The following is an 11,679-nucleotide window of genomic DNA, read 5'->3' as shown; positions in this document are numbered from 1 at the left end:
CATCGAGGATGGTAGCGGGTTGCGTGCAGGTTTGCGGCCGTTTGCTGTGGTTTACCTCTCAGCCGCGCGGCGGTCTGGGCAGGAAGTAGCTGGTGCGCTGCTGGTACTCGGCGTAGCCGGGGCGCTGCGCCATGTGCTTCTCGAGCAGCCTGGCTCCCGTGGCGAACACGAGGAAGTACGTCATCGCCACCGGGGAGAGGACGGTCAGGACACCGGGCCACGCACTGGCGGCCACCAGCCAGATCCCCCACCAGACACAGGAGTCCCCGAAGTAGTTGGGGTGCCGCGTCCAGGACCAGAGACCGCGGTCCATGACCTTGCCCTTGTTGGCTGCATCGGCCTTGAAGTCCTTGAGCTGCTTGTCCCCGACCGACTCGAAGGTGACCCCCAGGAGCCACAGCAGCAGCCCGACGATGGCGACGACCGCCACTCCCGCACCTGCCGCGGCACTGACCTGGATGGGCAGCGACACGAACCACACGGAGAGCCCCTGGATGCCGTAGACCTTCCGGATGGCGACCAGGGTCGGGTTGCCCTGCTCCTTCTCGAGCATGGCGGCGTAGCGCGGGTCCTCCCCCTTGCCGCTGTTGCGCTGGTGCATGTGCCAGGCGAGTCGCAGGCCCCAGACGGCCACGACGAGGAGCAGCGCCACGCGACGCCAGCCGGCGCCGTCACCCACGGTGGCAGCCACGGCTGCAACGACGACGAAGCCGATCCCCCAGGTGGTGTCGACGACGCTGACCCGACCCTGCCGATGGCCCTCCACGGCCGTGGCGGCCATCAACAGGACAATAGCCAGTAGCGAAAACCCAGTGACTGCAAGGAAGTTCGACCAGTTGAACATCATGACCAGCCTGCCGGTCGCACCGGCTCGACATCGGACTCCCCGCGATCGGGGCGCACGGCCAGGATCTGGTCGACGCCCATGCGGCCGTCGCGGAAGGCCATCGCCCCTCCGACGAGGTACAGCCGCCAGACTCGGGCGACCTCTTCGCCGACGAGACCGACGACCTCGTCGAAGTTGTCCTCGAAGGTGCGGTGCCACGCGCCCACGGTGCGCACGTAGTGCTCGCGCAGGGCGTGCACGTCGCGCACCTCGAGCCCCGAGCCCTCGATGAGGTCCACGGTCTCGCCAACGGGACGCATGTGCATGTCGGGGGCGATGAACGACTCGATGAACGGGCCGCCACCGGGGTGCCGACCGCGGCGCGACATCTGCTGCACCAGGACGCGGCCACCGGGTCGGACGCGGTCGTGCAGCACCTTCGCGTAGGTCGGGTAGTTGCGCTGGCCGACGTGCTCACCCATCTCCAGCGACACGACCGCGTCGAAGTTGCCCTCGGGCACGTCGCGGTAGTCCTGCAGCCGGATCTCGACGCGGTCCTGGAGTCCTCGCTCGGCGATCCGGGCGTCGATGAAGCGCTTCTGCTCGGCGGCGATCGTGACGCCCACGACGTGCGCACCGAAGTGCTCGGCGGCATACAGGCTCATCGAACCCCAGCCGCAGCCCACGTCGAGGAGCCGCGACCCGGGGCCGAGGCCCAGCTTGCGGCCGACGAGCTCGAACTTGTCACGCTGGGCGTCCTCGACGGTGTAGTCGTCGTCCTCGGACCGCCAGTAGCCACACGAGTAGGCCATGTGCGGGTCGAGGATGAGGCTGTAGAAGTCGTTGGACAGGTCGTAGTGGTGGTGGATCGCCTGTCGGTCGCGACCCAGGCTGTGCAGCCGCCCGCTCAGCGCGGCCTGGCTCAAGGGGGCCGGCAGTGGCAGCCCGATGGCGCCGGCGTTGCGGGCCACCTTGAGGAGCGCGGCAATCGCGGCGGGAGTGGGACGTATGCCGCTGAGCTGGCGCTCGTGGGCCACTGACCACACGTGCGTCAGCGCCTCGTCGAGGTCGCCCTCGACGTCGAGCTCACCGGTGACGTAGGCCTGGGCGGCGCCCAGCTCGCCCGGGTGGCGCAGGAGCCGACGCAGGGCGCGCGGCGAGCGGAGGACGACGTGGGGGGCGTCGGCCGGCCCCGTCTGGCTGCCGTCCCACGCGCTGAGGCGCACCGGCAGCTCGCCTCCGACGAACGGCGCCAAGGCCATGGCAATCTCGACGGCCACGCCGGATTTCCTTGTGGCAGTGGAGGACTCGACCCTCTCAATGGTGGTCATCAGGCACCTTTCCGCTCGAGCACGAGCTGCTGGACGTCGAGGTACCCCGAGCGGAAACCAGCCCGCGAGTACTCCAGGTAGAAGTGCCACATCCGGTCGAAGACCTCGTCGAACCCCAGCGAGTGCACCCGGTCGAGAGAAGCGAGGAAGCGCTCGTCCCACAGCCGCAGGGTCTCGGCGTAGTGCTGCCCGAACGAGAGTCGCTCGCTGACGTGGAGCGTCGTCTCCTTCTCGTTCACCTCGACGATCGCCTCCGTCGAGGGCAGGAATCCGCCGGGGAAGATGTACTTGTTGATCCACGTGTAGGTGTACTTGGTGGCCTGCATCCGGTCGTGCGGCATGGTGATCGCCTGGACTGCGACCTTGCCACCGGGTGCGAGGAGGCTGTCGATCTTGCGGAAGTACTCGCCCCAGTACTCGTGGCCGACCGCCTCGATCATCTCGACCGAGACGATCGCGTCGAACTCCCCCTCGACCAGCCGGTAGTCGAGCAGCTCGACGTCCACCGCGTCGGCGTAGCCGGCGGCCGCGATGCGCTCCCGAGCCAGGGCCTGCTGCTCGCTCGACAGGGTGACGGACACCACGCGCGCGCCACGGGACGCCGCCCGGAGCGCGAGCTCGCCCCAGCCGGTGCCGATCTCGAGGACCCGGCTGCCCTCACCCACCCCGACGGAGTCGAGCATGCGGTCGATCTTGCGCCGCTGCGCGTCAGGCAGCTGCGCCCACGTGGGAGTGGCCGTCGGGACGCTGGTGGTGACGGCCTCCCCTGCGACGGGTCGCGCCGTGCCCTCGGCGCCGTCGAACAGGGCAGAGGAGTAGCTGAGGGTGCTGTCCAGGAAGGTCGCGAACATGTCGTTGGACAGGTCGTAGTGGCGCGCGATGTTGTTGCGGGTATTGGTCGTCGTGTTCTTGTCGCTGTGCGGGGCCCGGGCCACGTAGAACGCGCGCAGCTTCTGCAGGGGCTCCGGGATCAGCGTCCCCATCTGGGCGGCGAACACCTCGAGCAGCCCGCCCAGGTCGTCGGCGTTCCAGTCGCCGGTCATGTACGACTCCCCGAAGCCGATCAGCCCACCGGCACCGAGTGCGGCGAAGAAGCTCTCGGGGCGCTCGATGACCATGAGCGGGGCGGTCGGGTCGGTGGCGGCGCCTCCGACGATGGCCTCGCGCCCCAGCTGGATGCGCACGGGCAGCCGTCGCGCGACCGACAGGAAGATCTTGCGGGCCACGGCACCCTCGACCGCGCGGCGCGCCTTCGCACGACGTGCGGTGAGGTCGGGCCAGCGGCTGGCGTCGATGGCGGGCCTGGTGGAGAGGCCTGCGGTGGCGGTGGTCACTGGACTGCCTCCTGGTGGTGGGAAGGGCGTGGCTGGACCGGCAGGCGGCGCAACCACAGTCGGATGCCGTGCCAGCGGATTCGCGCGGCGACGGCGAGGGGTTCGAGGGGCTGGGTGAGGGCCAGGCGCAGCACCGTCGTGGTGCGCACCGGGAGGGCTCGTCCGCGCAGGCCGGCCACGAACGGGGCCTCGTCAGGGCGCTCGAGGACGACCTGCACCTGCACCGTCTCACCGGGGGTCGGGATGGTGAGGCGGTACCGGCCGGAGACGTCGTTGAAGGGGCTGACGTAGAGGGCCTTGTCGACCTCCGCGTGGCCGTGGTCGTCCGCGTGCACGAGGTAGGCGTGCCGGTCGCCGTAGGTGTTGTGCACCTCGACGACGTTGCAGGCCAGCGCTCCGTCGGCGGTGTGGCACCAGTAGACGCTGATGGGGTTGAAGACCGTGCCGAGGACCCGGGGCATGGCCAGCATGAGGATCCGTCCCCCCTCGAGGTCGATTCCCTCGGTGGCGAGGAAGGCGTCGAGGTTCTCGCGCAGCGTGCGCTCGGTCGAGCCGAGGTGGTCGCGGGCCTCGAAGCTCGCAAGGCGGCTCAACAGACCCAGTCGTGGCAGCTCGTCAAGGTCCACCAGCCAGGTGTGGCTGCGGTGGCGGAAGCTGTGGCGCAGCGGAGTCCGGCGCGCGTGCACGATCGAGGTGGCGTAGATGCGCGTGGCGGCGGGAGCCTTCACCGGGCGCCCACCTCCTCGAGGTCACCCTCGGTCTCGTCGACGCCGTCGGCGCCCGACAGGCCTCTGGCGTCCCCCACGGGCAGGGCGGCACGGGTGTGACCGGTGGGTGCACCGGATCCCTCCTCGGTCCACGGGACGCCGAGCGCCTCCGCGGCGACCACGCCGGACCTCGCTCCGTCCTCGTGGAAACCCCACCCGTGGTAAGCGCCGGCGAAGGCGATGCGAGGGGTGTTGATCTCGGGCAGGCGTCGTTGGGCCGCAACGGATTCGGGAGTGTAGAGGGGGTGCTCGTAGTGCATCGTGTCGATGACGAGGCGCTGGTCCACGCAGTCCACGCCGTTCAGTGTGACGAGGAACCTGCGGTCGGTCACGTCGAGCCGCTGCAGTCGCGTCAGGTCGTAGGTGACGAGCACCCCGGTGCCCTCACCCTCGGCCCGACGCCAGTAGTTCCACGAGGCTCGGGCACCAGACGACCGAGGCAGCACCGACTCGTCGGTGTGCAGCTGGGCGACGTTGGTGGAGTAGTGGATGGCGCTGAGGACATCGCGCTGGTCGCGGGTCGGCTCGGCCAGCATCGCGAGGGCCTGGTGCGGGTGCGTGGCGATGACCACCGAGTCGAAGGCGGCCTCTCCCCCGTGGGCATCGGTCACCACGACACCGTCGCCGGTCTCGACGACCGAGCGCACGGGGGTGGACAGCTTGATGACGGCGATGCCTGCGGCGAGGGCGTCCACATAGCGCTGCGAGCCGCCGGTCACGGTGCGCCACGTGGGCGACCCGAAGACCGTGAGCATCCCGTGGTGGTCGAGGAACTCGAAGAGGTAGCGGGCCGGGTAGTGCAGCGAGACGGCCGGGTCGCAGGACCAGACGGCGGCCACCACCGGCTCCAGGAAGTGACGGGTGAAGTACGGGCTGAACCCGCAGCGGTCGGCGAACGAGCCGAGGGTCTCGTCCCGGTCGGCGTCGGTGGCCTGGCGGGCGAGGACGCCCCTGGCTTCACGGTGGAACTTCTTCACCTCGGTGAGCATGCGCAGGTACCGGCCGTTGGTGAGGTTCGCGGCGCGCGGGAAGAGACCGCGCGCGGCCCGCGCCCCGGCATACTCCAGACCGGCCTCGTCGTCACGGACGGACATGCTCATGTCCGACTCCTGTGTCTGCACGCCGAGCTCACGGAAGAGCCGCAGCAGCGTCGGGTAGGTGCGGTCGTTGTGCACGATGAAGCCGGTGTCGACTCCGATCGTCCGGCCGCCCACGGACACCTCGTGGGTGTCGGCATGGCCACCGAGACGGTGGTCGGCCTCGTAGAGGGTCACCGGCCCGCGCGTGCTGAGCACGTGGGCGGCGGTGAGCCCCGCGACTCCGCTGCCGATGACGGCGCGGCGTGGTGCAGACATGTGGGTCCATCCGTTCGGGGTGACGGGTCGGCAGTGATTCGGTGCGCCTGACCTGCTGGATTGGGTCACTGGTGTCGTCCAGCGCCGTCGACCGTGGCCGGCCGCGGGATCGGGTTGGTCCACGGCGAGGCCGCGGCCCGGGACAGCGCCACGACCAGCCCCTCCAAGGGGCCCCTGCGGGGCACCAGGGCGAAGACCGCTCCCACCGTGAGCACGATGAGCACCTGGTCGCCGTAGTCGCCCGGAGCCTCGAGGTCTGGCCACCACCCCTGACCCATGATCAGGACGTGGAGCGTGTAGAGGCTCAGGGTCATCGCCCCGGCGCCGAAGACCGCTGCCCAGACGCGCGGCTGCACGCGCGTCGCCACCAGGCACAACCCCACGACGGCCATGGCGCTGCCGATGGTCTGCGCCAGGTCGAGCGGCGACCCTGAGTGTGGTGCCACCGTGGCCAGCCACCACCACGAACCGGTCGGGGTGGTGCCGTGGAGCCCGTGGGTCAGCGTCGCGGCCAGGAGGGCGGGGTCAGCGCCGATCGACTGGTCCGGATACGTCGCCGCGAGCGCGGCGGCGGCGTCCTCGCGGGCCAGCAGCAGCCGGGACAGCGCGGTGGCGCCGACGGCGAGCCCCACGCCCCCTGCGAGCAGCGTCAAGGCAGTGCGCGGGCGGAGCAGGTCGGTGCGTCCGATCGCCATCCCGGCGAGGAGGTAGGCGAGCCACACCGCGGCCGGGTAGTAGCCGACGAACACGAGCTCGTGGAGGAGCTGCAGCGGTGCGGCGAGCGACCCTGGCGTCGGGCTGCCCGCTTGGTGCGGGGGCAGGTGGGGTCGGGTCACCAGCGACAGGACGGGGCCGGCCACCGTCCAGAGACCCGCCAGCACGGCCAACGCGGGCGCCCGGAGCCCGAGGAAGGGCAGCCCGAGGAGGAAGAGGACGGCGTAGTAGGCGAGGATCACGGCGATCCCGGTGGGCACCAGCCCCAGGGCCAGACCCAGCGCACCGATGACCAGGCTGCGCACGAGCAGCCTGGTCGACGCGGCATACCGTGGTCGGCCCCTGAGGGGCTCCCCCCGGCCGCTCACCAACGCGACGCTGACGCCGGCCAGCACCGCGAACAGGGCCGAGGCCCGCCCTCCTGCCACCTGCTGCGCCCACGGCACGTGGGTCCCCTCCAGCCCCGGCAGCAGGTGCGTCGCCATCATGCCCACGAGCGCGAGCGCGCGGGCGACGTCGACACCCACGACCCGACCCGAGGCCACCTCGGGCAGGAGGGGTGGGCTCATGGCGCCATCCTGTCAGCCAGTCCCTGCAAAAGGCCCCTTCACCAGTGAACCTGTCCATGCTTTGCGCAACGATGTGGGACCCTTCCGGGGTGTACACGATTGGGCACGCCGCTCGGCTGACCGGCGTACCGTCCGCCACGATCCGCGCCTGGGAACGCCGCTACGGGCTGGTGCACCCGGTCCGCACCGAGGGTGGCTACCGCCTGTACGACGACCAGGGGTTGCAGCTGCTGCGGGCGATGGGAGCACTGGTGGCCGCGGGATGGTCGCCGAGCCAGGCCGCCGAGCACCTGCGGTCGGACGCCGACGGCGAGCCGGGGCGGGTGCCGTGGGAGGCCGACGTCGGCGGCGCCCAGGGAGGCGTCGTCGGTATGCCGGGTCAGGCCGGCGGGCCCGCGGCTCCAGCGGGTGCGACGGAGGAGTCAGCCGAACCGGACGGGCCCGGGGCCTGGGATGTCACGGCGCTGGCGCGCGGTGCAGCCGAGCTCGACCCGGCCGCCGTCGACGCGGCCATCACGACGGCCTTCGCGGCGGGTCCGCTCGAGGACGCCGTGGACGTCTGGCTGATGCCGGCCCTCGAGGTGCTGGGCCGGCAATGGCGGTCGGGGCGGATCGACGTCGCCGGGGAGCACGTGGTCAGCGCGACCGTCCACCGTCGGCTCGGGGTGGAGCTGGAGGCCGCGGCCCCGAGCTCCGGAGGTCCGCGGGTGGTGGTCGGGCTGCCACGCGGGGCGCACCACGAGCTGGGGATCCTCGCGTTCAGCGTGATGCTGCGGCGAGCCGGGGTCGACGTCCTCTACCTCGGGGCCGACCTCCCGGCACAGCACTGGGTCCGGGTGGTGCAGCAGCAGCGACCCGCCGGGGTGGTGATCGGCACCCCCACCCCCAGCGACGTGCTGGCCACCCGCGAGACCGTGGCCGCCCTGCACGCCGCCGACCCTGCCCTGCGGGTCCACGTGGGCGGTGGGGCGCAGTTCGAGGTCGGGCAGGGCACCGTGACCCTGGGGCACTCCGTGGTGACCGCGGCTCGGGACCTCGCACGGACCGTGAGCCGCGCCTCCAGCTGATTCTGGCTGGCCGGCATATCTGACCGCGCTACTGCGTGGCCGACATCTCCTTGGTGGAGAACAGGTCGAGGGCGGGCGCGGGCGCCGCCGGCGCGGACGGACCGGTCGGCGCGGACGGCATGGTCGGCGCGGCTGACGGAGTGGTCCCGGACGCCTCGACGAGGGCGAGGCCGTCGACCACGTCCCCGGCGGACGCCAGCTCCTCGGTGAGGGCGTCGGTGAGCAGCGCGACCAGGGCCTCGAGCTGGACGTCGGCCGAGGAGCCGACCTCCTCGTCGGAGCCGTCGAGGGCGCGCGCTGCCAGCCCGGCCTTGCTGTCGATGAGCTGGGCGATCTTGGCGTCGATCGTCTGCGCGGCGATGATCCGCCAGGCGGTGACCGGCTCCTCCTGCCCGATGCGGTGCACGCGGTCGATCGCCTGGGTCTGCTCGGCCGCCGTCCACGACAGCTCGGCGAGCACGACGTTGGACGCCACCTGGAGGTTGAGCCCGACCCCGGCTGCGGTCAGCGAGCACACGACGATGGCGACGTCGGGGTCGTTGATGAACGCGTCGATGTTGGCCTTGCGCACCTTCGGGGTCTGGTCACCGCGGATGGAGGAGTACTTGACCCCCCGCTTGGCGAACGTCTCCTCCGCCACGTCCATGACGTCGATGTGCTTGGCGAAGAACACCACCTTGCCGACGCTGCGCGCGAGCTGGCCGGCGTAGTCGGCGGCGAGACCGGCCTTCGCCTGGCCGATCCGTCGCATCACGGTGAAGACGTTGTCACCCGACTTGGCCTTGCTGCCCTCCTCGCGCTCCCAGGTGGCGACCCGGCGCACGAGCTCGTGGTCGATCCCCTCGACGTCCGGCCCGGCAGTGCGGGCTTCCAGGGCTGCGTGGTAGCGCTTGACGAGCCGGCGCGCGAGCTCCTGCTCCGCGGCGCGGATCGAGCGCCCGGCGTCGTCGTCGAGCTCGACCGGCAGGTCGGCCACGCGACGCGCCGGGATGTCGGCGGCGACGTCGACCTTGCGACGCCGCACGATGCCCTGCTCGATGACGCTGGTGCGTGCCGCGGCGTAGAAGCCGGAGTCGGCCGGGGTCAGCCCGGTCTCCTCGAGGGCGGCCATCAGGGCGTGCCGTGGCTTCTTCTCGTCGATCCAGCCGAGGAACTGCCAGATGGCCTTGAAGTCCTCGATGTCGTTGATGAGCGGCGTGCCCGTCAGTGCCATGAGGAGGGGGTTCGGGGTGCGTTGGCGGATCCGCTCGGCGAGCTGCAGCACGTGCTGCGAGCGTTGCGACGTCTTGTTCTTGATGAAGTGGGCCTCGTCGACCACCATGCCGCGGAAGCCGAGGTCACCCAACCACCCCACGTGCCGGTCGAGGACCTCGTAGTTGACCACCACGATGTCGGCGAAGCCGTCGATCGTGTCGCCGTTGCCGTGGATGACGGTGGCCGGGTGGCCGGGCGTCCACAGCTCCGCCTCGTGGGCCCAGTTGGCCTTGACCACGTTGGGCACCACGACGAGCAGGGGGTACGCGTCGGCGGCCCGGGCGGCCAGCAGCGCCTGCGCCGTCTTCCCGAGGCCGGGCTCGTCGGCGAGCAGGAAGCTGCGGTGACCCGCGGCGGCCGCGGCGACGACCTGCCCCTGGTGCCTCATCAGCTGCAGCGCACCCGCGCCGCGCAGCACGCTGGTGGGCTCGGGCAGTGGCATGCAGGAGGAGGCCCCGCCGTACTCGAAGGCCCGGAAGAGCGGGCCGAGCAGCTCCCAGCTGGCCAGCCGTCCGGTCGTCGGCTTGCGGGGGGCGACGGCGCTGAAGTCGGGGGCGAGGAACGGGTTCGCGAGTTGGCGCGAGACGACCGACTGGGGCACGGCGCGACGCTCGGGCGCCGGAGCGACCGCTTCGGGATCGTCTGCCTCGACCTCTTCGGGTTCGGCCTCGAGACCGGCGGCCCGGAGCATGTCCCGCCGCAGGGTCGCCGCCGCGTCACTCACGACGGCGTCCTCGGCGAGCAGGGCCAGCAACGACGTGTCGCGGGCCGCGGTCTTGGCGAGGATCGTCGCGACGCCGTCGAGCCGCTTGAGCTGCGCCTCCCGCTCGGCCACGGTGACCGTGGTGTCGGCCTTGACCCTGGCCCGCTCCTCACGGACGAGGAGGGCGACGACCTGGAACTTCGCGCGCCCGGACGGCTTGACCCGACCGCGTTGGGCGTCGGTCTCGACCTCGCGCACGGCGCGAGCCAGCACCGGGATGATGCCTTCGTTGTCGAGCACGCGCCCACGGCGCTGGGTGCGCTGGGCAGGTCGCTGACCGCCGGACTGGCGCTGGCCTCGCTGAGCCAAGTACTCCTCCTGAAGGATGCCCGCGACGTGCGGGCCGAGCGAACGACGGGCCACCCCGTCAGACGGTGTGGGCACCGGGCGGACGGCCAAGGCGGCCGTTCGTGGCTCGTCCCATGGTGCTGGGACGGATCGACGTGCCGTCCCCGACGGCGCGCCCACGGCGTGTGACCGACGACCTGCGGTCGCGGGGCCCGCCAGGCGCCGAACCGAGTCGGTGCAAGAAGTGCGGTACGGCCGGGAGCCGGTACGGGTCGATGGTACCTCGCCGCACGCCTGCGCAGCGAACAACAGCGGCACGACGGGTATGCCGGGTGGCCACCACCCGGCATACCGGCGCGTCGTCGTCGTGCCCGCGCGGCCGTGGTGGCGTCTCCGTCGAGCCACACCGAGCCACCCGCACGGGCATAGGATCGGGGCATGTGCTGCGCGTCCGGACCCGACGCGACCCCCTCCCCCTCACTGGCCGTGTCCTGGTGAGTGGACACTCGCACGGGCACGCGGGCGCCCTGCACCGGTGGCGGCTGCGGACGGCCTTCGTCCTCGTCGCCGCGTTCTTCGTCGTCGAGCTGGTCACCGGTCTGGCGTCGGGGTCGCTCGCCCTGCTCAGCGATGCCGGCCACATGGCGGCCGACGTGGTCGCCCTCGGCGCGGCAGTCGTGGCCACCCGGATCGCCGCACGGCCCGACAGCAGCGGGCGCCGCACCTTCGGGTCCTACCGCGCGGAGGTGTTCGCGTCAGGGTTGGCGGTGCTGCTGATGCTCGGCGTGTCGGTCTACATCGTGGTCGAGGCCCTCGCGCGGGTCGGCCACTCCCCCGACGTCGCCACGGGTCCGATGCTCGCCGTCGGAATCCTGGGGCTCGTCGTCAACGTCGTCTGCCTGACCCTGCTGCGGGGCGGGGCCGCCGAGTCCCTCAACGTCAAGGGCGCCTACCTGGAGGTGGTCGCCGACACCCTGGGGTCGGTGGGCGTCATCGTGGCAGCCGTGCTGGTGGCCACGACGGGGAGCGCCTGGTGGGACACCGCGATCGCGCTGGCCATCGCGGTGTTCGTCGCGGTGCGCGCGGTCCTGCTCGGCCGCGAGGTCCTCGGCGTCCTCGGCCAGCACGCCCCGGCCGGCATGGAGGCCGACACCGTGGCGCAGGCGCTGGCCGGAGTCGACGGGGTGATCGACGTGCACGACCTGCACGTGTGGACCCTGACGTCAGGGATGAACGTGGCGACCGCCCACCTCGTGACCTCGGAGCGAGCCGACGCCCACGGCGTGCTCGACCGCGCGATGCAGGTGATGCGGTCGCAGTTCGGGGTGGAGCACGCCACCCTGCAGGTCGAGCCCGACACCCACACGGGCTGCAAGGAAGTCACCTGGTAGGCGAGCCGGCGCCACCGGGT

Annotated in this window: 9 protein-coding genes; 2 read left to right on the top strand and 7 right to left on the bottom strand. The window is 71.6% G+C overall.

The window, feature by feature from the left end; genetic code table 11:
- Positions 1 to 58 precede the first annotated feature (58 nt).
- The 6 genes from AC1DX8_RS17440 to AC1DX8_RS17415 all read right to left on the bottom strand — a co-directional run bounded on the left by AC1DX8_RS17440 (position 59) and on the right by AC1DX8_RS17415 (position 6,896).
- A complete protein-coding gene (locus AC1DX8_RS17440) occupies positions 59 to 781 on the bottom strand; it encodes a DUF1295 domain-containing protein (protein ID WP_477631210.1) in 723 nt (240 codons plus the stop codon).
- Between the two features lie 62 nt (positions 782 to 843).
- The gene (locus AC1DX8_RS17435; RefSeq protein ID WP_477631209.1) at positions 844 to 2,157 is read right to left on the bottom strand and encodes a class I SAM-dependent methyltransferase; all 1,314 of its coding nucleotides are present in this window, start codon (positions 2,155 to 2,157) and stop codon (positions 844 to 846) included.
- Entirely contained in the window at positions 2,157 to 3,491 is a 1,335-nt protein-coding gene (locus AC1DX8_RS17430) for a class I SAM-dependent methyltransferase (protein ID WP_477631208.1), read from the bottom strand. The genes AC1DX8_RS17435 and AC1DX8_RS17430 overlap by 1 nt, the downstream gene beginning before the upstream one ends.
- Positions 3,488 to 4,219, bottom strand: coding sequence for a DUF1365 domain-containing protein (locus AC1DX8_RS17425; protein ID WP_477631207.1), 732 nt, complete (start codon positions 4,217 to 4,219; stop codon positions 3,488 to 3,490). The genes AC1DX8_RS17430 and AC1DX8_RS17425 overlap by 4 nt, the downstream gene beginning before the upstream one ends.
- Entirely contained in the window at positions 4,216 to 5,613 is a 1,398-nt protein-coding gene (locus AC1DX8_RS17420) for an NAD(P)/FAD-dependent oxidoreductase (RefSeq protein WP_477631206.1), read from the bottom strand. The genes AC1DX8_RS17425 and AC1DX8_RS17420 overlap by 4 nt, the downstream gene beginning before the upstream one ends.
- Positions 5,614 to 5,678: 65 nt before the next feature.
- Positions 5,679 to 6,896, bottom strand: coding sequence for a heparan-alpha-glucosaminide N-acetyltransferase domain-containing protein (locus AC1DX8_RS17415; RefSeq protein ID WP_477631205.1), 1,218 nt, complete (start codon positions 6,894 to 6,896; stop codon positions 5,679 to 5,681).
- A gap of 89 nt (positions 6,897 to 6,985) precedes the next feature.
- Between AC1DX8_RS17415 and AC1DX8_RS17410 the strand changes: the two genes are divergently transcribed.
- Entirely contained in the window at positions 6,986 to 7,963 is a 978-nt protein-coding gene (locus AC1DX8_RS17410) for a MerR family transcriptional regulator (RefSeq protein ID WP_477631204.1), read from the top strand.
- Positions 7,964 to 7,991: 28 nt separating this feature from the next.
- Here AC1DX8_RS17410 and AC1DX8_RS17405 read toward each other — a convergent pair whose 3' ends face one another.
- Positions 7,992 to 10,289 carry a DEAD/DEAH box helicase gene (locus AC1DX8_RS17405; protein WP_477631243.1) on the bottom strand — a complete coding sequence of 766 codons (2,298 nt, stop codon included), beginning with the start codon at positions 10,287 to 10,289 and terminating at the stop codon, positions 7,992 to 7,994.
- 470 nt (positions 10,290 to 10,759) lie between these two features.
- On the opposite strand from AC1DX8_RS17405, the gene AC1DX8_RS17400 reads away from it, so the two are divergent.
- Entirely contained in the window at positions 10,760 to 11,659 is a 900-nt protein-coding gene (locus AC1DX8_RS17400; RefSeq protein ID WP_477631242.1) for a cation diffusion facilitator family transporter, read from the top strand.
- Positions 11,660 to 11,679: the final 20 nt, after the last annotated feature.

It is taken from the genome of Pedococcus sp. P2_A3, assembly GCF_056405035.1.
This window is presented reverse-complemented; position numbering and strand designations above follow the sequence as displayed.

Coding starts and splice junctions, on each gene's coding strand:
- AC1DX8_RS17440 (WP_477631210.1), bottom strand. CDS start 781: ATGGCCGCCACGGCCGTGGAGGGCCATCGGCAGGGTCGGGTCAGCGTC.
- AC1DX8_RS17435 (WP_477631209.1), bottom strand. CDS start 2,157: ATGACCACCATTGAGAGGGTCGAGTCCTCCACTGCCACAAGGAAATCC.
- AC1DX8_RS17420 (WP_477631206.1), bottom strand. CDS start 5,613: ATGTCTGCACCACGCCGCGCCGTCATCGGCAGCGGAGTCGCGGGGCTC.
- AC1DX8_RS17415 (WP_477631205.1), bottom strand. CDS start 6,896: ATGAGCCCACCCCTCCTGCCCGAGGTGGCCTCGGGTCGGGTCGTGGGT.